We start from the raw sequence: 21,941 nt of genomic DNA, 5'->3' as shown, positions 1-21,941 counted from the left end.
AAATAATATTTATATCAATAGACTAAAATTCAGCACTTACTTAAGAAACACGTAGCCCACCTAAGCTCTTCACTCTCCCTGTATCAGAAATGGCTTTTTACTATCCATTAAGCTCTGAAAACTTTCCTTAGCCTCATTCAAACAACTAGGGCAACTTACAGTTGCTACCCCTCGTCTCACTGGAACTTGATTAGAAGCTAATTGGCTCCTCTTCATACACCTACAACAGCTCATCGATAAACCTAGAAAATGCTGATCTCTTACCCTGAAATCCAAAATTTCAATCGAATTACTCATTCATTCATCCTTAAATATTGATTTGATCTAATATTAACAAAACGCCAAGACTACCAAAAAATAGATATTAAAGAGGGCTTAGTTATACCTATAAAACCAACACTCATACGAAACCTATAAAAGACTAATCATCGCTATTTATTTGATCTCGTTAGCACAATCTTTTCATCTGGTTTACTACAGGTCACAAGAAAGGCACCATCCCTAGTAGGTATCCTAAGAATACGAGCTTGATCTCCAATCTTTGAGACTCTAACTGTACCGAATTTATCTTTGAGAGCTTCTTGCTGGGCTAGACAAGAGTTATAAGGCATATATTCGGATACCGACTTCACCGTACCACTAGCAGTGGCAGACTCTAGGCGCTTAACCATATCGGCAAGAGAGAAACTATAAGGGTCAAAACTTTTAGTGGGACTAGCGGTAGGTTTGCTTACCTGAGCAGAAGGCTTAGGGTCGCTAATTTTTAGATAGATAAAAGTAAGAATTACCGTAACTAAAAATGTATAAAAACAAAAAAGGGTGATTTGAAGAAACGACAGACCTGACTTCTTATTAGCGGGTTCAGAATCACCAAGAACCTCTGTTGCGCTTGTGCTATATGGTATTTCATTATCAGCTTGCACAATTTTAAGATGACAGCCAAGTCGATTGCCCTCAATATCAATATAAAGAAAGCGACCATCCCTGCTCACACCTAGGTTAAACCCCCCTGAACCTTGTGCTATTTCTAAAACAACCTCCTCAACAGACTCAAAAACCCTATTATTGACTGTCAAAATTACATCGCCAACAACAACACCAGCTGCTAATGCAGGTGATTGCTCAGTAAAACCTACTACTTCGAATGTACTCATATTCTTCCCTGCTAAGACTACTCTCTTCAAGCCACAGACAATCACTTGCAGAGTTCGATATATTCACGACACCTAACTTATTGCATGGATTTAAGCTACCACACATGTTGCAAATAGACAGCTAGGGGAAACACCTATCAGCGGATTCCTTAAGCTATCAAGGAACAGAAAAAGGTACGAAAATCTGTTGAATCTGGTACAGCCATTATTAACCCACTGAAATAAACCCTTTATTTTCAGCAGGTTAACATCGAACTATACATTAACCCTCCCCTCACAAGGGTGCCGTTTTTCGTTGTCGCTAATGTTTAGCCTGACCTCTTTAGAAAAGAGCCTCCGGTGCCGGTGCATCGTCTACAGAAGGCGCAGGGCCGTCGCCGCTCTGGATAATCTCTACAGGTGTTTCCGATGTATTCGTCACTTCCTCTTCCGGTACATTCTCTACCCGGAACACTTCAAAAATCGCATTTTTCTGCCCAGGGCGAGCACGCTTGCCGGTTTCAGAGTCGATACGTACCGTCACCAACCCCGGAGGTTGTGCCATGCTACGCTCAGGCTTACCGGACAGATATTCCTGCATAAAGCTGACCCAAATCGGTAGTGCCGCTTTACTGCCATACTCACCGATATTTGAAGGCTGATCAAAACCGACCCAGGTAGCGGCCACAACGTCCTGGTTAAAACCTGCAAACCAGGCATCCTTCAGGTCGTTGGTGGTTCCGGTTTTACCCGCGATATCTGAACGTCCCAACGCACGCGCCCGTCGGCCGGTCCCCTGCTGGATAACATCCTTCAACATGGTCTGCATAATGTAAACACTGCGTTTATCCGCAATGGCAGGTGCTACAGGATAGACGCGATCCCCGATCTGAACCTTATCGGCGTCCTGAGGGCAATCGCGGCAAACTCTGGCAGGCTCAGCCTGATACAGCACCTCGCCATCGCTGTTTTCGATGCGCTCAATGAAGTAAGGGTTTACCTTATATCCACCATTGGCTACGGTCGCATAGACCATTGCCATTTCGTAAGGGGATAAGGTGGCACTACCCAGTGCCAGCGATAAATCACGAGGCAGTTGATCCGGATTCAGGCCGAAACGTGTTGCAAACCGAATGGCCGTATTGATACCAATCGAACGCAAAATACGAATCGATACCAGGTTACGGGATTTATAAAGGGCATGCCTCAGGCGGGTAGGCCCATAGAACTTACCACTGGAGTTACTGGGTCGCCATGTGGATTCCAGCTCTTTATCGTTAAAAACAACAGGGGCATCGTTAATGATGCTGGCAGCCGTCATGCCACTTTCCAAAGCAGCCATATAGATGATCGGCTTAAAAATAGACCCGGCCTGACGCGCGCCCTGATAGGCCCGGTTAAACTTGTTCTGGTAGAAGTTAAAGCCACCAACCAATGCCAGTAAGCTACCATCTTCCGGTGACATCGAAACAAAAGCACCCTGTACATTGGGAACCTGTGACAGCTGCCAACGGCGTTGAACCAACTCGTCTGCATCCGGCTCATTATCTTCAGGTTCAATATAGATCAAGTCTCCCCGCCGCAGAATATCGCTGCTTGCCTTAAGAGCCGGGCCTTTCCAGTAGGGATTATGGTGGGGCTTAGCCCAGGTAATAAGATCCCAGGGCACATCGATATAGGAGTCGTCTTCGGTAACCACCTGCAGAGTCTTTTCTTCTGCTGAAGAAACAATCACAGGTTTCAGGTCTCCATAGGTCGGGGTTGAGCGCAGTACTTTTTGCCAGTTGCTGGTGTCCTCGCTAACAACCAGTTCGCCGCTACCTTCGCTCTCTTGCGGCTCAATACCCAGATCAAGCTCACCTTCCCGGGATAGTTCATCTGCTTCAGTATCCAGGGCCGCAGGTATATCCCGCTGCACAACGCCCCGCCAGCCGTGACGTTTATCATAATCCAGCAGCCCCTGAACCAGGGCAACATTCGCCGCTGACTGCGCCTCGGAGTCCAGCGTTGTGTAAACCCTGTAGCCCGCTGTGTAGATATCATCACCCAGTTGTTCCGCAACCTCAGCACGCACCATCTCCGCCACATAGGGGGCCTGCACTTCAGGCTTAAGGCCGTGGTATCGGGCAGAAATAGGCTCCCGGATAGCCGCTTCATAGGTCTGTTCATCAATCATGCCGAGAGAGTGCATACGATGGACAATCCAGTTACGACGTAGCAGTGCCCGGCGGGGGTTAACAATTGGGTTATAACGGGAGGGTGCTTTGGGCAATCCGGCAATCATCGCTAACTGAGCGAGACTCAGCTCATGCAGCTCTTTGCCGTAATAAACCTCTGCCGCAGCATCGATGCCGTATGCACGGTTTCCCAGATAAATTTTATTAACATAGAGCTCCATGATCTCCTCTTTGGAGAGGATCTTCTCCATCTGCAGAGAGATCATGATCTCTTTAAATTTCCGGGTAAATGTCTGATCCAGGGTCAGCAGATAGTTTCGGGCTACCTGCATCGTAATGGTGCTGCCTCCGGACTGGATACTGCCGGATTGGGCCAATTGCAGTACAGCCCGGCCAAGACCTTTGATATCGATACCGGAGTGATTGTAAAAATTAGTATCTTCAGCCGCCAGAATCGCCTGAATAAAGTACTGGGGAATTTGCTCATACTGAACCGGGGTGCGACGCTTTTCCCCAAATTCAGCCACCAGTTTTTCGTCACGGGTATAAATACGTAACGGTGTTTGCAGCTGGATATTTCTCAATTGCTCAATATCCGGCAACTGAGGCCCAAGATAAAGCGCGACACTGAATGCAACTGCGGTGCCGAATGCGAACAAGCCAAACAACAGATAGATCAACCACTTAAAAAACACTTTTGTTGCATTCATGGGTAAATCGTTTCCCCTTATCAAGGTTTACATATTAGCCAGGCTGCGCTTTTTACAGCAAAACCACCATTATAGGCCGGTAAAGTCATAGGATGCCAATGGCACTGCAGGTTTAAGATTGATTTACCCACTCATTAATTAGCCACTATAGTTATAACCATGGTTTTATATCTTTTTTGGGACAGCACGTTAATGTAAAAAATTATTCCCCCTTCGCAGATTGTTAAGAAGGGCGACAAAACCAAAAGCGACAAGGATGACGCCTTTGCTCAGTTTATTACGCAAAAAAAAGCAAAATACGTTAGGACTGGATCTCAGTGGCTCTTCAGTCAAGCTGCTGGAACTCAGCTGTCACAACGGCCAGCTTCAGGTTGAAAGCTATGCCATAGCACCTCTGCCCAACCGTGCTGTTGTTGAACGTAAAATCCAGAACCCGGAACAGGTCAGCCAAACTCTTTTACAGGCGATTCCCACCAGCTGTTCAGATGCCTGCCAAACGGTTGCAGCGGTACCTGATGCCGCCGTTATAACCCGAACGATTTCCATGGATACAGGCCTTTCTGCGGACGAAATGGAAAGTGAGATCATACTCGAAGCCGATCAGTTTATTCCGTTCCCCATTGATGACGTTGCCATCGACTTCGAGGTTATCGGCCCAACAAAAAATCACCCCGACAAACAGGATGTCCTACTGGTGGCCTGCCGAATTGAAACGGTGGATATTCTGCAGAAAACGCTTAGACAGGGTGGACTGATACCCACAGTGGTCGATGTCGAAAGCTACGCACTTGAGCGCGTTGTATCCAGGCTGCTTCCCCGACTGAACATCACAACAGCAGATCCTGTGATTGCCGTTGTGGATATCGGTGCAACCATTATGAATTTAACCATACTGCACCAGAAACAAACCCTCTATAGTCGGGACCAGCTTTTTGGTGGACAGAGGCTGACTGACGAAATTGCACAGCGCTTTCAGCTCTGCCCTGATGATGCAGAACTTGCCAAGAAAACAGGCAAGCTACCGGATGACTTCCACCAGAACACGCTCCCTGCTTTTCTGCACACAACAGTGCAACAGATCAGTCGTGCATTACAACTCTTTTACTCATCCGGTACCTATAAACATGTCGACTATATTCTGCTGGCAGGAGGTTGCGCTGCCACCAAAGGACTTTCAGGCAGGGTCGAGTCATCTTTGGCAATCCCTACATTCATTGCCAACCCCTTAGCACTGGCTACGATCAATAGCGCCATCGATCAGAAAGCCCTGAACAGGGATGCTCCGGCACTTCTGATCGCATTCGGCCTGGCGATGAGGTACCTGGAAAATGCCCCAGATTAACCTTTTACCATGGCGGGAAGTCTTGCGCCAAAAACATCAAAAACAGTTCAGCCAGCAGACCTTGCTGGTTATCTTCTGCACGCTGTTTGCAATCTTGGCTTTGGGCCAATTTATTGAGCACAGAATCGATCATCAGAATAAACAAAACCGCTTTATACAGGCGGAGACCCAGAAACTGGATACCCAGGCTCAGGAGGCAATCAACCTGCGAGAAAAGCGCAACCGACTGATTCAACAGGTCAGGGCTACACAGAATTTACAGCGTCATCGTGGCGACCTTGTGCGGATATTAAACCGTATTTCGCAGGCCACAGAAGCACAGCTCTATCTGACTCACCTCAGACGGGAGGGTGGAACCTTAACACTGGAGGGTGAAGCCACAGATAATCAGCAGATCTCTTCCCTGATACGCCACCTTGCTCAATCAGAGGTACTGGAAAACCCGACCCTTAAAAATGTCGGCAGCAGCGCCCTGAACAAAGGCTTTCATCGCTTCACAATACAGGTTCAGCACTGGAAGCCGGGATCTGCCATTCAACATGAGAAGCAGAGGGGGGCAGCGATGACTACCAGTATGCCGGAGAGAAAATACCCGCTCAAAAAATTACTGGAAAAGCTCTCACAAACAGACCTGACGGAGATCGACTTCAGCAGCGCCGGCTCCTGGCCTAAAGCAGGAAAAGTGCTCGCCTGGATTCTGACGGCAATCATCACAGCACTTCCGGGATACCTGCTTTACCTTTCACCAAAATTTGAGCGACTCGATCAGGCGGGTAAGCACCGGGAGCAGCTGCTGAACGTTTATGAAACCCAGGCATCCCTGGTGGCATACCTTGCTGTTTATAAGCGCCAGCTACAGAATCTTCAGCAACGGGATCACACTCAGACTTCTCAGATACCAACGGCAAAATCGATCCCTCAGTTTATGGAGCAGATTGGCACACAGGCGCAATTACATGATGTTGATCTTCACACATTTAAGCTGGGGGAAGAAAGGGAACATAAAATATACCATGCTCAACCTATCACCCTGACGGTAAAGGGGAGCTACCATAATCTGGCCCAGTTTCTGGCTGCAATCGCTCAGTTGGATCGTCTGACAACACTGCACGATTTCAGACTCCAGCCAAGCGATAACCAGCTCAGCCTTAGCATTGAGATCAGGGTCTATCACCGTGAACAGGATAATCAACAGCAAGGGGAACGGCATGATTAAAGCGCTGATCGCTTTTCTGTTTTCCGGAGTGACCTTACTGACGCTTTTGACTGGCTGCAGAAGTCATGATGATCATTCAGCTTTGCTTACCTTACTGCAGGAGATTCGTAACCGACCGCCAGGCAGTATTGCACCGCTTCCGGAAACACTGACACCACCATCAGTACGCTACACAGGTAGCCTACAGCCCAGCCCCTTCAAGCTGCGTAAAGAGCAACAGACATCGGCACCACCTACCGGACCCGATCTTTTTATCCCTGATAGCACCAGGCCCAAGGGAGTACTGGAACAACACCCTCTGCAGGAACTATCTTTTGTCGGCACGCTTCAGCTTTCAGATGACCACACCCCTAAGGCTTTTATTGATGATGGCCATGGAGAAGTACATAAAGTCATCGCAGGTCAATATATGGGACAGAATTTTGGTCGGGTGGTGAAAATTTCAGAAGATACCGTCTATATTGAAGAAACCGTTCAGGATGAACAGGGCACCTGGGTAACACGCCCCAGGCAGCTTAAACTGGTGATGGAAGCAGATGAATAATTTGTCTCAATACGTATCGAACCTTCCGGTCAATCTTTACAGCATGCTGCAAATCGCAGTACGGGGAACTCTGTTTCTGTTTATCCTGAAGATGCCATCCGTACTTGCCGCTCCCTCCGCGCTGAAATCACTGGATCTGCAGATGACCGAGAGCCAACAGACAGAGCTTCGCCTGCAGTTGAGCCAACCCTTAACGCGGGTTGAGAGTTACCAGATCAGTTCCCCTCCCCGTCTCATCGTTGATCTGTTTGATACTGAGAATCACCTGCCGCAAAAGAAGCTGCATTTTAACCGGGCACTGGTGCAGAGTGTGACAGGAGTACAGGCAGGCACCCGTACCCGGCTGATCATAAACCTAAACCAGACGGCTTTTTTTCAAACCCGTACCGAGGGTAACCGCGTCAGCCTTATTATCGGTCAGCCAGTTACAGCCAAACAGGTTAAAAAGAGAGCATCAGACTCCGACAAAACACTGTCGCTTAATTTTCAAAACATCAATATACGCTCCGCCCTACAGATCATCGCAGAGGAAACCGGCCTGAACCTGGTTACTAGTGATAAGGTTCAGGGCACCGTCACTCTACGTCTGAAGCAGGTTCCCTGGGATCAGGCGCTAAAACTGGTCATGGAGAGTAAAGGGCTGGCCAGCCGAAAAGATGGCAACGTACTGATAGTCGCCCCCGCAGAGGAGTTAGCAGAGCGGGAACGAAAAGAGCTGGCATCACTTCAGGAACACCGTGACCTGGCCGATCTTAGCTCTGAGCTTATTCAGATCAACTATGCAAAGTCTTCAGATATCGCAGCCATCCTGAACGGCCATAATGGAGGCCCCGGCCTGCTGTCAAAACGCGGCAAAGCCCTGGCAGACGCACGTACCAACACCCTGCTACTGCAGGAGATACCGGACGCAATTAAAAACATCAGAAATGTGATCAGAACACTGGATATTCCAGTCCCACAGGTACTGATCGAAGCCCGCATTGTCGTTGCCCGCAGCAACCTCAGCAGTGACCTTGGCATACGTTGGTCCGGAGTCAGCAGCCAGGGGCAGAGAGGGATCGGCTCCGGAGATCTCGCGGTAGACCTGACAGCACGCTCAGGTGGTTATGCCAATATCAACCCCGGAGCTGGCACGTTTGCTCTTGGCTATGCCGACTCCAGCATTTTGGTGGATATGGAGCTGGCTGCCCTGGCCAGCGAAGGGAAAGGTGAAATCATCTCACAACCCAAAGTGATTACAGCCAACAAGCGCAAAGCCCTGATTAAATCCGGTAAACAAATCCCTTATCGCGAAGAATCCTCTTCAGGTGGCACCAAAGTCTCCTTTAAAGATGCCGTATTAGCCCTGGAAGTAACACCACAAATTACGCCGGACAAACATATCATCATGGATCTGCAGATCACTCAGGACGCTCTGGGCAATCAGGAGTATGATGGCGCACCAGCAATCGATACCAATGCTATTGAAACACAGGTATTGGTTAACAATGGCGAAACTATTGTCTTAGGTGGCATTTACACTTCGGAAAGCTTCGACCAGAATTTCAAAGTTCCGCTACTGGGTGATATTCCACTGCTCGGCGCGCTATTCCGGCGTTCCGAAAAGTCCCAGGAAAAAGTAGAATTACTGATATTTATTACGCCCAGGTTGATTGAAGACAGCCTCAGCCTGAACTGAACCGATTCATTCAGCAATTAACGCGATGCACTATAACCATAATATTGTTCTCGTTGGCCCTATGGGGGCTGGCAAAAGTACGATTGGCCGATTACTGGCCACCGAACTGGGTTTACCTTTTTTTGACTCCGACCGGGAAATAGAAACCCGTAGCGGAGCCAACATTCCCTGGATCTTCGATGTTGAAGGTGAAGAAGGGTTCCGCCGGCGCGAAACCCAAACCATCATAGAGCTGCTGCAGGAAGAGGGCCCGATAGTTCTGGCTACGGGTGGCGGGGCGATTATGCGCCCGGAAAACCGTGCGGCTATAAGCCAAAGCAGCACCGTTATCTATCTGCATACCACCATTGAACAGCAGCTGCAACGTACTGCAAAAGACAAAAATCGCCCGCTGCTTCAAAATGACAACCCCAGAATGGTACTGGAAAACCTGTTTGCAATTCGCGACCCGCTCTACCGGGAAACGGCAGACCTGATCATTAAAACCGATCGCCAGGCACCTAAAAGCGTTGTTCGCCTGATAACTAAAAAACTGAAAAAATTGTGAGCCAGCACACCATGCAAACTCTGAATGTTGATCTCGGTGCCCGTAGTTACCCAATCCATATTGGCAGCGGTCTGATAGCAGATATATCCCTGATAGCGCCCCACATCAAAGGCCGTCAGGTCATGATTGTCAGCAACACCACTGTTGCGCCTCTATACCTGGATCAGCTAAAAACGACACTAGGCGATCAGTATCAGGTTGCAGAAGTCATTCTGCCTGATGGCGAAGCCTACAAGACTTTGGATAGCGTTAATCTGATCTTTAACGCTCTGCTGGAGAACCGCTTCAACCGCACCTGTACTCTGATCGCCCTGGGCGGCGGGGTTATTGGCGACATGACGGGGTTTGCAGCTGCCAGCTATCAGCGTGGTGTCAACTTTATTCAAATACCCACAACCCTACTGTCGCAGGTTGATTCCTCCGTTGGCGGTAAAACCGGCGTCAACCACCCTCTGGGTAAGAATATGATCGGAGCCTTCTGGCAACCCCAGCTTGTTCTGGCAGATACCGATACGCTGCAAACCCTACCGGATAGGGAGCTGGCGGCCGGTATTGCGGAAGTGATCAAATACGGCCTGATACGTGATGCTGACTTTTTCAGTTGGTTGGAAAGCAATGTACAACCCCTGAAACAGAAAAATAGCATTGCGCTTTCTGAAGCCATCTATCGCTCCTGCCAAAATAAAGCTGAAGTTGTTACTCTGGATGAACTGGAGGGAGGCGTTCGGGCGACTCTTAACTTAGGTCACACCTTTGGCCATGCAATTGAAACAGAACAAGGTTATGGTCAATGGCTCCATGGGGAAGCTGTCGCCACCGGGATGTTTATGGCTGCGGATCTGTCCGGCCGCGAAGGCTGGCTAAGCCAGGGCGATGTAGCCCGTATTAAAGCTCTGCTGGAGAAATTTGACCTGCCCATTGCACCGCCGGAATCAATGACAGCTGAAACCTTTATTAAACATATGCTGGTGGACAAAAAGGTATTAGACGGGAATCTTAGACTGGTACTCATGACGGCGTTCGGTAAATCCGTTGTCACTGAGCAGTTCTCTGCAGTTAATTTGCAGCAAACTCTCGCTGCTGGAAAAAAACTCGGTTTTTTTTAATATTTTAGTCTTCCCGTGGCTTTTATAACCGCCTATTATCAAGGGTTCAGGGTTGTTTTTATAAGTTAATTTGATGCTTATTATCTGAACCTTTGCACCGGAAAAGTAGGATTAAAAACCTATGTTTGGAAAAAACAGTAACAATAAGGATTCCGATATGCCTGGGGATAATTTCTCCTTTACGAACATCACCGCTTCGCTCACCGATGGCGTCGTTGAAGAATCTTTGTTTTTTCCCTCCCAACAACACTCGCAAGTCATCGAGCTTATAGGCCATTTAAGCCGTTACAGCAGCTTGCTGCTGACGATTACCGGGCCTCAGGGTTCAGGTAAGAGCCTGATTAAACGCAAAGTGCTCGAAGGCATGGACTCCGGTGTTCAGATTTGCGATTTCGATCACGCTCAGGTGAACCAACCTCAGACTTTTATGCAGGCTCTCAACTCCAGCCTGCAGCTAGGGCTGGAGAATGACAGCGACCTGAACCAGTACCTGACGCGCCTGAAGCAACACTTCAGCTTACTTCACAAAGAGGGTAACAGCTGTCTGATTGTCGTCGATGACGCTCACCAGCTCAGCCCGGAAACCCTGGAGTTAATGGTCATCCTGCTCTCTGATGATGATGACCAGAAGCGCCCACATATACTTCTTCTCGGAGAAGACCCACTGATTGAAATCCTGCAGGGCTCCCGCCTGAAGGAGCGCTTCAACGCCATTGGTCATCACCTGGCACTGCAGCCCTTCAGTAATGAAGAATCCTGGGGTTATCTCGATTATCGTCTGAGTGCCGCGGGCCTGACCGGCCAACTCAGCGAGTCAATAAAAGCAGATATTATTCGCGCGGGTGGCGGGGTTCCAGGACAGATCAATAACATGGCAAACCTGGCTCTCAGTGACCCGGATGCCCTGAAGAAAGTAGCCAGCATCACCCCTAAAGTAAAACCTAAAGCTGAGAAAAAAACGGCACCGGTCAAAGCTGAGAAAAAAGAGCAGCCACCGAAATCTACATCAACCAAGCGAGCAGCCGTTCCAGTCTGGCATGTCACCGCTCTGGCTATTGTTGCTGGCTTGCTGGGTGCGGCTTATATCTATCAGGATGAACTGATGGGCATCGAGCAAGAGCCCGTTGCTGCTGAAGGCACCCCGCTGACAGACCTTAATCGCTTGTCGCGCCCAGCAGAAGAGACTCTGGCTGAAGCAGAAGAAGCCGCTGCTAAAATCGAGCAGGAAGAAGCTATAACCATTATTAAACCGGTTTTTCCTGAAGACGAGGAAGACGCCAGCGATGAGCAAAGCAAACGCGACGCCGACGCCGAACTACTGGGCCTTGAAACAACACCTGTCGAAAAGCCCGTAAAACAACAGGCGGCACCGGAAACAACTATCATTGCGCAGGCCCCTGAGTCTGAAAAAGCACCAGATCCGGTTGAGAAAGCACAAAAACCGGCTGAAACAGCACCGAAACCGGTTGTAGAAAAAGCGCCGGAACCCCAAAAAACACCTGAAACGAAGCCCGTAAAAAGCAACGCAAAAAGCCCTTATAAGCAAGAAAAAGAGCTTATGGCGCTTAAGAAAAGTCAGTATACCCTCCAGCTTCTGGGTAGCCATATTGAAGCCAACGCGATCCGCTTTATCGATGGGCTGAAGAACAAATCCAAGGTTCGCTACTTTGAAACCATCTATCAGGGCAAACCTTGGTTCGTAGTAATTTATGGTGAATTCGACAACAGGGATAGTGCTATTGCCAGTATTCCCAAACTGCCCAGCGAGTTCCAGAACCGCAAGCCCTGGGCAAGGAGCATGGCCAGCGTGCAGTCCGATATCCTAAAGAAATAACCCTTTAAAACGCCCTCTTTTCAATCAAACGACACCGCCCGGGGAAATTACCGGGCGGGGCCAATTACAGTCATTAACACTTCATTTTTTCGAATTTAGCCGCAGTTAGCCATCATATTTCCGTAGTTAGCCACCATATCTAACCCTTAAACAAAACTTACATTTGAGATTCTGCCTTCAGCTGTGTAGAATCTCTCTCCCTTTGCCTCAAAGAAACCTGTCTAACGGAAGACGCATATCGATTAATAATTAAAGACAACACAAGAAGTTTCTGGGGCAGACAACTACGATTTTTTTGTACTAGCGAGAGTTAGCTTTATGAGAACTGGTCTGTATCACCCTGACGAATTTAGGGATAACTGTGGTTTCGGCCTGATCGCACACATGAATGGCGATGCAAGCCATGACTTGTTACAGACAGCGATCGAAGCACTAACCTGTATGACCCACCGCGGTGGTATTGCCGCCGACGGCAAAACAGGTGATGGCTGTGGTTTGCTGCTGAAAAAACCCGATTCCTTCCTACGCACCATCGCAAAAGAACAGTTTGATACCGAGCTTTCCGAGCACTTTGGTGTAGGTATGGTCTTTCTGTCACAGGATCAGGCTAAGGCTGAAAACGCCCGTTCTGTTCTAACTAACGAAATTACCACCCAAGGTCTGAGCGTCGTCGGCTGGCGTCAGGTTCCTATCGATACTTCTGTATGTGGCCCTATGGCACTTGACTGCCTGCCACAGTTTGAACAGGTCTTCGTTGACGCTCCCGAGATGAACCCGCAGCAGCTGGCTGTTAAGCTGTTTATGGCCCGCCGCAAGGCTGAGATGGCGCTTAAAGATGACAGTGAGTTCTACGTTGCCAGTTTGTCATCACAAGTTATTTCCTATAAAGGTCTGGTCATGCCAGCAGACCTGCCTAAGTTCTATAAAGATCTTAGCGATGAGCGTCTGGAAACAGCTATCTGCGTTTTCCACCAGCGCTTCTCCACCAACACTGCACCCAAGTGGCCTTTGGCACAACCGTTCCGCTATCTGGCTCACAACGGTGAAATCAATACCATTGAAGCCAACCGAAGCTGGGCCAACGCACGTAAGAAAAACTTCCACAACGATGTGCTTAGTCTGGATGAGCTGGATCAGGTCGTAAATACCACAGGCTCTGATTCCTCCAGCATGGATAACATGCTTGAAGTGCTGCTGACCGGTGGTATGGACCTGTTTAAAGCCGTACGTCTGATGATTCCGCCTGCGTGGCAAAACAACGACACCATGGATGCCGATCTGCGTGCATTCTACGAATACAGCTCTATGCATATGGAGCCCTGGGATGGTCCCGCGGGTCTGGTACTGACTGATGGCCGTCATGCGGTTTGTATGCTCGACCGTAACGGCCTGCGTCCTGCACGCTGGGTTATCACCAAGAATGGCTATATCACCCTAGCCTCTGAGATCGGCGTTTACGATTACCAGCCGGAAGATGTTGTCGCTAAAGGCCGCGTTGCCCCGGGCCATATGCTGGTGGTTGATACTGAAACCGGCGAAGTGATGCACCGTGAAGATATCGACAACCGCCTGAAGTCGGCACATCCGTATAAACAGTGGATGCGGGAAAAGGCGACATTCCTGGAGTCTACCCTGGGCGAAATTCAGGGCCCGAACTTTGAGCCGGTTACTCAGGAAGAGTTGCAGGCACATATGAAGATGTACCAGGTCAGCTTTGAAGAGCGTGATCAGGTACTGCGCCCACTGGCAGAGCAAGGCCAGGAAGCTGTTGGCTCCATGGGTGATGATACTCCGATGGCGGTTCTGTCCCGTAAGCATCGCCTGACATCGGATTACTTCCGTCAGAAATTTGCCCAGGTGACAAACCCACCTATCGATCCGCTACGTGAAGCGATCGTTATGTCACTGGAGACCTGTCTAGGCACTGAGCTGAACGTATTTGAGGACAGCGTCGATCACGCTAACCGTATCGTTCTGACCACCCCAGTCCTGTCACCACGTAAATTTAAAGCTCTGCAGCAGCTAGATGATAAGGGCTTCCCATCCCACACCATCCGTCTGCAGTACAACCCGGAAACGACAGGGCTAAAACAAGCCATTCAAAACGCCTGCGAACAGGCTGAAGCGGCTATTCATTCCGGAAAAGTCGTACTGGTTCTGTCTGATCGTGAGATCGAAAAAGGCCTGTTACCGATAGATGCACTGATGGCAACCGGGGCTGTACACAAATACCTTGGCTCCAAAGGTCTGCGTTGTAATTCTAATCTGATCGTAGAAACCGGCCTGGCCCGGGATTCTCATCAGATGTCCGTATTCTTTGGTTTTGGTGCGACTGCGGTTTACCCATACCTGAGTTACAACGTACTGGCAGATCTGCAGCGCACGGGTGAACTTCAGGGCGACCCTGCCGAGATCCGTGAAAACTACCGTCGCGGTATCCAGAAAGGTCTGTTAAAGATCCTATCCAAAATGGGTATCTCCACTATCGCCTCTTACCGTGGCGCACAGCTGTTTGAAGCGGTAGGCCTGTCCGATGAAGTTTGCGACCTCTGCTTTAAAGGTGTTGCATCCCGCATTCAGGGTGCCGACTTTGCACACTTCCAGATGCAGCAGGAACTGCTGGCATCTCTGGCATGGAACCCGCGCAAGAAAATCGGCCAGGGCGGTCTGCTGAAATATGTTCATGGCGGTGAATATCACGCCTATAACCCGGATGTGGTGAAAGCGGTTCAGGAAGCGGTTCAGACCGGAAGTTATGAAGCGTTCAAGCGCTTCGCCAAGCTGGTTAACGAACGCCCGGCGGCAACGATCCGTGATCTGCTGAAAGTAAATAAAGCCTCCAGCCCGATACCCCTGACAGAAGTCGAGCCGGCAGAATCGATTCTGCGTCGCTTTGATTCTGCAGCGATGTCTCTGGGTGCGCTATCCCCTGAAGCTCACGAAGCGCTGGCTCAGGCGATGAATGAACTGGGTGGTCGCTCCAACTCTGGTGAAGGCGGTGAAGATGCGGCTCGTTTCGGCACGCTGAAAAACTCCAAGATCAAACAGATCGCCTCCGGCCGTTTCGGTGTGACACCGCACTATCTGGTAAACGCTGAAGTGTTGCAGATTAAAGTCGCTCAGGGTGCCAAACCCGGTGAAGGCGGCCAGCTACCCGGCGGTAAAGTCAATGCCCTGATTGCACGCCTGCGTCACTCAGTACCCGGTGTGACCCTGATCTCACCACCACCGCACCACGATATCTACTCCATTGAGGATCTGGCACAGCTGATCTTCGATCTGAAACAGGTAAACCCGGATGCACTGGTTTCGGTGAAACTGGTTTCTGAGCCGGGTATCGGCACTATCGCCACCGGTGTGGCCAAAGCCTATGCGGATCTGATTACGGTATCCGGTTACGATGGTGGTACTGCAGCCAGTCCGCTAACCTCTATCCGCCATGCGGGTTCTCCCTGGGAACTGGGTCTGCCGGAAGTGCATCAGGCACTGCGTATCAACAATCTGCGTGACAAGGTTCGCCTGCAGACTGATGGCGGCCTGAAAACCGGCCTGGATGTTATCAAAGGGGCGATTCTGGGCGCAGAGAGCTTCGGCTTCGGCACCATTCCTATGGTGGCACTGGGTTGTAAATACCTCCGCATCTGCCACCTGAATAACTGCGCTACCGGTGTTGCTACTCAGAACGAACAGCTACGTGAAGAATACTTCATCGGCACCGTTGAAATGGTCAAGAACTACTTCCGCTTCGTGGCTGAAGAAGTACGCGAAATCATGGCTGAAATGGGTGTTCGCAAGTTTGAAGACCTGATCGGCCGCACTGACCTGCTGACGGCGATCAGTGATGAGGAAGCACCGGCTAAGATTCAGAACCTGGATCTGACCAACCTGCTCAATAATGACTTTGTGCCAAAAGACGCACCTCAGACCTGTCAGGTTGCCCGCAATGAGCCATTTGATAAAGGCTCTCTGGCAGAGCGTATGGTTACCGAAACCCTGTCGTCCATTGAAAGTGGTCAGGGTGGTGAGTTTGAATTTAAAGTCACCAACTGTGATCGCTCTATCGGCGCTCGCCTCTCCGGTGAAATCGCCAAACGCTGGGCCGAAAAAGGCATGCCAAACCCATTAACACTGAAGCTTAGCGGTGTAGCTGGCCAGAGTTTTGGTGCCTGGAACGCCAAAGGTTTGAATCTGTATATCGAAGGCGATGCCAACGATTACGTCGGTAAAGGCATGAACGGCGGCAGCATTACACTGACGCCACCAAAAGGCAGTCCGTTCGAGTCACAGAAAACATCTATTATCGGTAACACCTGTCTGTACGGTGCAACCGGAGGTAAGTTGTTTGCTGCCGGTCAGGCCGGTGAACGTTTTGCCGTTCGTAACTCCGGCGCTCACGCCGTTATCGAAGGTGCCGGCGATCACTGCTGTGAATATATGACCGGTGGCCTGGTAACGGTTTTGGGTGATACCGGCTATAACTTCGGTGCAGGTATGACTGGCGGTTTTGCCTACGTTCTGGATATGGATCGTACCTTTGTCGATAAATACAACCACGAGCTGGTCGATATCCACCGTATCAGCTCCGAGCCGATGGAAGCCTACCGCAACCATCTGCGCAGCATTATCGCTGAATTCGTTGAAGCCACGGGTAGTCAATGGGGTCAGGAAATTCTGAATAACTTCCTTGATTACTATCGTCATTTCTGGCTGGTTAAACCAAAAGCAGCAAGCCTTGGCAGTCTGCTGGACAGCACCCGTCAGCGCCCTGAGTAATCAGGGCCTGATTTTCAACGACGCAGATTTTGTGAATTTAGGTTTTTAATGAGGTGAGGCTGCTATGGCTGAACAACTGAACAACGATTTCCAGTTTATCGACGTGGGCCGTCAGGACCCGAAAAAAACGGCTGCTAATGTACGAAAAAAGCAGTTCAAAGAGATTTATGCGCCGTTTAAACCTGTGGATGCATCCTCTCAGGCCCACCGCTGCCTGTCATGTGGCAATCCGTACTGCGAATGGAAGTGTCCGGTACACAACTACATCCCGAACTGGCTGAAGCTGGCAACGGAAGGCAACATTATGGAAGCTGTAGAGTTGTGTCACAGCACCAATTCATTGCCGGAAGTGTGTGGCCGGGTTTGCCCTCAGGATCGCCTGTGTGAAGGCTCCTGTACTCTGGGCGAGGGTGGCTTTGGTGCCGTTACCATCGGCTCCGTTGAGAAATACATTACCGATACCGCCTTTGCCATGGGCTGGCGTCCGGACATGTCGAACGTGGTTTGGACCAATAAAAAAGTAGCCATCATAGGCGCAGGCCCCGCAGGCCTGGCCTGTGCGGATATTCTGGTACGCAATGGCGTTAAACCTGTTGTATTCGATAAGAACCCAGAGATCGGCGGCCTACTGACTTTCGGTATCCCTGAGTTCAAGCTGGAGAAACATGTGATGGTTCGCCGTCGTGAAGTCTTCTCCGATATGGGTGTTGAGTTCCGCTTGAATACAGAAGTGGGTAGCGATATCACCATCGACAAGCTTATGTCTGACTACGATGCTGTCTTTATGGGAATGGGTGCTTACACCTATATGAACGGTGGCCTGCCGGGTGAAGATCTGCCAGGTGTTCATGCGGCCCTGGATTTCTTAATATCCAATGTTAATCATTGCCTGGGCTACGAGAAATCCCCTGAAGATTACATCAGTATGGAAGGCAAACGCGTTATCGTTCTGGGCGGTGGTGACACGGCAATGGACTGTAACCGTACTTCGATTCGTCAGGAAGCTAAATCGGTAACCTGTGCCTATCGTCGGGATGAGGCCAATATGCCGGGCTCCAAGCGTGAAGTGCAGAACGCAAAAGAGGAAGGCGTTAAATTCCTGTTTAACCGCCAACCGGTTGCCATTGTTGGTGAAGATAAAGTTGAAGGTATCAAGATGGTCAGCACCCGCATGGGTGAACCGGATGCCAATGGCCGTCGCCGCCCTGAAGTGGTTCCCGGCTCAGAAGAGATCGTGCCGGCTGATGTTATCCTGGTAGCCTTTGGCTTCCGCCCAAGCCCTGCTGACTGGTTCGAAGGCAACAATATCGAAACCGATGACAGCGGACGTGTTATCGCCAAAGAAGATGCCCGGTTCCCATACCAGATCACCAACCCTAAGATTTTTGCCGGTGGTGATATGGTGCGTGGTTCAGATTTGGTAGTAACCGCCATTGATGAGGGCCGTAAAGCTGCTGAGGGCATCCTGGACTTTCTGGACGTTTAAAACGCAGTAAAATAGCGGAAGCTTCCTTTGCAAGCTTCTGATAAAAACCGCACTTGAACGCAGCTGGCGTCTTGTGCGGTTTTTTTATTCCCGACTGACCAATCTGCATCATTTATCCTACATATTGATTAATCGATTAAATCAATCAAACCTTTCGATAATAACTGATTTTTCTCTCTTTGCTTCATCCGCCAAATACTCTACCCTAGCTTTTAATCAACCGATTAAAAGATGCCATCCCCATGAATGCAGAATTTAAACCCGTACCAGCTAAGAAGCGTGGCCGCCCGACCAGTAAAAGCGCACGAAACGTTCGTGAAAACCTGATTATCGCGGCCAGATCCTGTTTTATTGAGAAAAACTACCAACAGGTCACTACCCGTGAAATTGCCGCCCGCGCGCAGTCCACCATGGCGATGATTCATTATTACTTCGGTAATAAAGAAGGCCTGTTTCAGGCGATGTTTATCGAGACGTTTGAGCCTTTGCATCAGCTGGTTCTTGATGGAGTTGAAAATCCACCTGAGAGCTTCTCAGACTTCTTTCAGCGCTATTACGCCCTGATGTCTGAATATCCGGGATTTATTGTCGTCATTCTGAAGTGCCTGCTGTTTGAAGATGGCCCTCTGGAGGATGACTTTATTCAACAACGCTTTCGGGAAAAGTGCCGCCCGATGGAGATCATGCTACGAAAAATGCAGGAGCGTGGTGTCCTTAATCCAACGCTCGACCCTAAAATGCTGCATATCAGCATGCTGAGCCTGATGAACCAGCCTTTCCTGATGGCCCCCAATCTTGAGGTCACCATGGGTATAACGCCTGACAAGGCCTTTTGGATGGAGCTTGCTGAGCATCAGTGCAATCTTTTAGAAAACGGCTGCCTGAACCGCCAGACAACAGCCTGATATTACGCACCAGCCAGACGCCCGGCACTATCAAATTTGTACAAACAAATGATTGAGCCGGGTGGCGATTTTTGCCTGACCCTCTACCTGCAATAAAACAGGTCAGCGGTTTAGCCGTGCTTCCACCTCTTCCCGTAAACCCCGGGATTCCGCGTAGCGGCGGTTAAAAGCAGCAAAGTAGTTCTCCACGGCATCTGCCGCGTCACTTTCCCCTGCCTGTTTTAACAACTCTATACCGACTTCCACAGTACACAGGTGCTGATCACTGGCGGGTTTACGCAGGGCGTAACGGGTCAGGCGGTCGGTTTTTAACGGCAGAACCGGCAAGTTATCCAGGTACGGACTCTTGCGGAAAATCCGCCGCGCCTGCCGCCAGGTGCCATCCAGAATAATAAATACCGGAATCTTCTCCGGTGACTTTGTCCGTTCCGGTTCGAAAGACACCACCCGATGGGCGTAATCATCCATATCATCCGGGAAGATAATAAAGGGCTGGTACTGTTCATCATCTAACAACGCCAAAAGCTTAGGGTCCGGATTGGTACGGTACCAGTAAAACACCTGAGTTTGTGGCAGGCAGTCCGCCAGCAAACGTCCGGTATTGGTCGGCTTGTAGATCTCCTCCGGATGCATCATCAGCCAGACCTGAGCACGGCAGCTAATATTTTCCGGGCGCAGATCACAAATGCAGAACGCCTTCGCCATCAAGCAACCGCTACAGCGGTTTACCCGGGAACCCCGGGCAGCAAAGGGTTTGCGCGGTGTATCCGGCGCAGGAGGCATAGGCAGAGAAAACGGCTTGGACATTCAGTAATTTTCCGGGGGATGAGTGTTTAAAGAATAGGTGTTCAGGGGGCAAAACAGGTTTATGCATTCCCTCGCGAATGTGGGAACGAGTTAAAAAACTGTTCCCAGCTATGCCGCAAAAGCCTTCAGTTGTGCTGCAGGCCGGGAATACCGGACAGGTCTTCAATGCCATTTTCCAATAAATAATCCACCAACACAGGCATGGCGACACCGGCGGCATCACGCAGATAAAATGCCGGAGTATCTGCAGATGCTTTCGGATCCACCACAATGCGGGCAACATGATAAGGCGCAGCACTGGCCAGAAATGAAGCGGGTTGCACCTGCAACGAGGTGCCCACCACAATCACCAGATCCGCCGTTTGCGTGATCTCATGGGCAATGGGATACATAGGCACATCTTCGCCAAACCAGACGATATGCGGACGCAGCTGGCTGCCTTTATCACACAGATCACCGGGGTAGATATCGCTCTGTCCCAGATTAATCACCAGACGATCATCCAATGTACTGCGGGCTTTGCCAATCTCACCGTGCAGGTGTAAGACTTCTGATGATCCGCCACGCTCGTGCAGATCATCGATATTCTGAGTAATCACCGTCACTTTAAAGCCGTCTTCCAGATGGGCAATCGCTTTATGGGCAGCATTAGGCGCTGCCTTGCGGATCTGCTGGCGACGTTCATTATAAAAGCGCAACACCAGTTCAGGGTCCCGCTGCCAGGCTTCAGGTGTAGCGACATCATGAACGTTATGATTTTCCCACAGGCCATCGCCATCGCGGAAAGTCTGAATACCGCTCTCCGCACTAACGCCTGCACCACTTAGCACCACAATGTGTTGTTGCTTGCCCATATTATCCTGCGCTCTCATTGTTCCTGTTATACCCGCCACCACCGGAGCACCCTTTACCGGTGTTTTAGCGGTCTGATGTCGGTTCAAAGACCCACCGATAAACCTGCTGACCGCTACCCAGATACTTACGCTCAAACGGCGTCAGTATCGGATCAGGCTCAATAGCCACAACCTGAGCAGCTGCGGTATCCAGCATTGAGGTTTTAACACCGCCCAGATCTTCATCCAGTGTTTCACTGGTAGGTAGACGTAGCAGACTAATGGCCTGAGCCATCTCCTGCACATAGATCTGCCAGTTACTGCGACACTCGAAGCGCCCCCCAGCTCTGCGATATAAGGCAGCATAGGGCCCCCTTGCCAGCGCAGTTTAAATTGACTCTTTTTAGGGTAAGGGTTTGGGTAAAGTAAGTAATGGCGTACAGGCTTCCAGCCTGCATCCACCGCTGAACGCCAAAAGTCCAATAGGTTGGCACGTACTAAGAGTGCATTATCCGGCAGCTCCCCTAACTTCCGGCTCAGACGATCCTCTGACTGATCAACACCGATCACAGCATGATCCGGAAACATCTGTGCTAACTGGCGTGTACTCTCACCAACACCGCAACAACTATCCAGAATCAAAGGTTTTTTCTGCCCCCGCAACCAATTACTGGCCTTATTAAAAGCATCAAGATTATGCTGTTGATAAGGTTTTTTGAATGGCTCCCGGCAGTGCTTAAAGACCCGATCAACCAACTCATCATGGGGGCCATCCTGAGTCGTGTGAATCTCCCGGGAGTTACCAAAACTTTTATTGCCGTGGGGTCTGTGCTTCATGATGCACACCCCC

At 49.9% G+C, this 21,941-nt stretch carries 15 protein-coding genes; 10 read left to right on the top strand and 5 right to left on the bottom strand.

Features of this window, described 5'->3' with window-relative positions:
- Positions 1-431: 431 nt before the first annotated feature.
- Positions 432-1,154 carry a PDZ domain-containing protein gene (locus BTA35_RS15370; RefSeq protein ID WP_078320697.1) on the bottom strand — a complete coding sequence of 241 codons (723 nt, stop codon included), beginning with the start codon at positions 1,152-1,154 and terminating at the stop codon, positions 432-434.
- Between the two features lie 322 nt (positions 1,155-1,476).
- Entirely contained in the window at positions 1,477-4,020 is a 2,544-nt protein-coding gene (locus BTA35_RS15365) for a penicillin-binding protein 1A (RefSeq protein ID WP_078320696.1), read from the bottom strand.
- A 265-nt stretch (positions 4,021-4,285) separates the two neighbouring features.
- Between BTA35_RS15365 and pilM the strand changes: the two genes are divergently transcribed.
- From pilM to BTA35_RS15315, 10 genes are all read left to right on the top strand, one after another.
- The gene (pilM, locus tag BTA35_RS15360) at positions 4,286-5,362 is read left to right on the top strand and encodes a type IV pilus assembly protein PilM (protein ID WP_160055276.1); all 1,077 of its coding nucleotides are present in this window, start codon (positions 4,286-4,288) and stop codon (positions 5,360-5,362) included.
- Positions 5,349-6,578, top strand: coding sequence for a type 4a pilus biogenesis protein PilO (gene pilO / locus BTA35_RS15355; RefSeq protein WP_078320694.1), 1,230 nt, complete (start codon positions 5,349-5,351; stop codon positions 6,576-6,578). The genes pilM and pilO overlap by 14 nt, the downstream gene beginning before the upstream one ends.
- On the top strand, positions 6,571-7,122 hold the full coding sequence (locus BTA35_RS15350; RefSeq protein ID WP_078320693.1) for a pilus assembly protein PilP: 552 nt from the start codon (positions 6,571-6,573) through the stop codon (positions 7,120-7,122). Before pilO ends, BTA35_RS15350 begins: the two co-directional genes overlap by 8 nt.
- Positions 7,115-8,800, top strand: coding sequence for a type IV pilus secretin PilQ (locus tag BTA35_RS15345; RefSeq protein WP_078320692.1), 1,686 nt, complete (start codon positions 7,115-7,117; stop codon positions 8,798-8,800). Before BTA35_RS15350 ends, BTA35_RS15345 begins: the two co-directional genes overlap by 8 nt.
- Before the next feature lie 25 nt (positions 8,801-8,825).
- Entirely contained in the window at positions 8,826-9,347 is a 522-nt protein-coding gene (aroK, locus tag BTA35_RS15340; protein ID WP_078320691.1) for a shikimate kinase AroK, read from the top strand.
- Between the two features lie 11 nt (positions 9,348-9,358).
- Positions 9,359-10,453, top strand: a complete 1,095-nt coding sequence (aroB, locus tag BTA35_RS15335) for a 3-dehydroquinate synthase (RefSeq protein ID WP_078320726.1) — start codon at positions 9,359-9,361, stop codon at positions 10,451-10,453.
- Between the two features lie 157 nt (positions 10,454-10,610).
- Positions 10,611-12,287 (top strand): AAA family ATPase, encoded by a 1,677-nt coding sequence (locus BTA35_RS15330; RefSeq protein WP_160055273.1) that lies wholly within the window; start codon positions 10,611-10,613, stop codon positions 12,285-12,287.
- Between the two features lie 318 nt (positions 12,288-12,605).
- Entirely contained in the window at positions 12,606-17,060 is a 4,455-nt protein-coding gene (gene gltB, locus BTA35_RS15325; RefSeq protein WP_078320689.1) for a glutamate synthase large subunit, read from the top strand.
- Positions 17,061-17,124: 64 nt separating this feature from the next.
- Positions 17,125-18,546 carry an FAD-dependent oxidoreductase gene (locus BTA35_RS15320; protein ID WP_078320688.1) on the top strand — a complete coding sequence of 474 codons (1,422 nt, stop codon included), beginning with the start codon at positions 17,125-17,127 and terminating at the stop codon, positions 18,544-18,546.
- A gap of 242 nt (positions 18,547-18,788) precedes the next feature.
- On the top strand, positions 18,789-19,451 hold the full coding sequence (locus BTA35_RS15315) for a TetR/AcrR family transcriptional regulator (protein WP_078320687.1): 663 nt from the start codon (positions 18,789-18,791) through the stop codon (positions 19,449-19,451).
- 102 nt (positions 19,452-19,553) lie between these two features.
- On the opposite strand, the gene BTA35_RS15310 is transcribed toward BTA35_RS15315, so the two are convergent.
- The 3 genes from BTA35_RS15310 to BTA35_RS15300 all read right to left on the bottom strand — a co-directional run bounded on the left by BTA35_RS15310 (position 19,554) and on the right by BTA35_RS15300 (position 21,928).
- Positions 19,554-20,258 (bottom strand): tRNA-uridine aminocarboxypropyltransferase, encoded by a 705-nt coding sequence (locus tag BTA35_RS15310; protein WP_078320686.1) that lies wholly within the window; start codon positions 20,256-20,258, stop codon positions 19,554-19,556.
- A 125-nt stretch (positions 20,259-20,383) separates the two neighbouring features.
- Entirely contained in the window at positions 20,384-21,112 is a 729-nt protein-coding gene (locus BTA35_RS15305; protein WP_078320725.1) for an SIR2 family NAD-dependent protein deacylase, read from the bottom strand.
- A 141-nt stretch (positions 21,113-21,253) separates the two neighbouring features.
- Entirely contained in the window at positions 21,254-21,928 is a 675-nt protein-coding gene (locus BTA35_RS15300) for a class I SAM-dependent methyltransferase (protein WP_238377613.1), read from the bottom strand.
- Positions 21,929-21,941 lie beyond the last annotated feature (13 nt).

Source organism: Oceanospirillum linum, assembly GCF_001995095.2.
GTDB lineage: Bacteria > Pseudomonadota > Gammaproteobacteria > Pseudomonadales > Halomonadaceae > Oceanospirillum > Oceanospirillum linum.
The sequence above is the reverse complement of the archived record's forward strand: the minus strand, read 5'-3'. Positions and strand labels throughout refer to the sequence as shown.

Excerpts from the sequence above, each read along its gene's own strand:
- BTA35_RS15330 (WP_160055273.1), top strand. The coding sequence starts at position 10,611 with ATGCCTGGGGATAATTTCTCCTTTACGAACATCACCGCTTCGCTCACC.
- BTA35_RS15345 (WP_078320692.1), top strand. The coding sequence starts at position 7,115 with ATGAATAATTTGTCTCAATACGTATCGAACCTTCCGGTCAATCTTTAC.
- aroB (WP_078320726.1), top strand. The coding sequence starts at position 9,359 with ATGCAAACTCTGAATGTTGATCTCGGTGCCCGTAGTTACCCAATCCAT.
- BTA35_RS15310 (WP_078320686.1), bottom strand. The coding sequence starts at position 20,258 with ATGTCCAAGCCGTTTTCTCTGCCTATGCCTCCTGCGCCGGATACACCG.
- BTA35_RS15365 (WP_078320696.1), bottom strand. The coding sequence starts at position 4,020 with ATGAATGCAACAAAAGTGTTTTTTAAGTGGTTGATCTATCTGTTGTTT.
- gltB (WP_078320689.1), top strand. The coding sequence starts at position 12,606 with ATGAGAACTGGTCTGTATCACCCTGACGAATTTAGGGATAACTGTGGT.
- BTA35_RS15315 (WP_078320687.1), top strand. The coding sequence starts at position 18,789 with ATGAATGCAGAATTTAAACCCGTACCAGCTAAGAAGCGTGGCCGCCCG.
- BTA35_RS15305 (WP_078320725.1), bottom strand. The coding sequence starts at position 21,112 with ATGGGCAAGCAACAACACATTGTGGTGCTAAGTGGTGCAGGCGTTAGT.
- BTA35_RS15370 (WP_078320697.1), bottom strand. The coding sequence starts at position 1,154 with ATGAGTACATTCGAAGTAGTAGGTTTTACTGAGCAATCACCTGCATTA.
- BTA35_RS15300 (WP_238377613.1), bottom strand. The coding sequence starts at position 21,928 with ATGAAGCACAGACCCCACGGCAATAAAAGTTTTGGTAACTCCCGGGAG.
- BTA35_RS15320 (WP_078320688.1), top strand. The coding sequence starts at position 17,125 with ATGGCTGAACAACTGAACAACGATTTCCAGTTTATCGACGTGGGCCGT.
- BTA35_RS15350 (WP_078320693.1), top strand. The coding sequence starts at position 6,571 with ATGATTAAAGCGCTGATCGCTTTTCTGTTTTCCGGAGTGACCTTACTG.
- aroK (WP_078320691.1), top strand. The coding sequence starts at position 8,826 with ATGCACTATAACCATAATATTGTTCTCGTTGGCCCTATGGGGGCTGGC.
- pilO (WP_078320694.1), top strand. The coding sequence starts at position 5,349 with ATGCCCCAGATTAACCTTTTACCATGGCGGGAAGTCTTGCGCCAAAAA.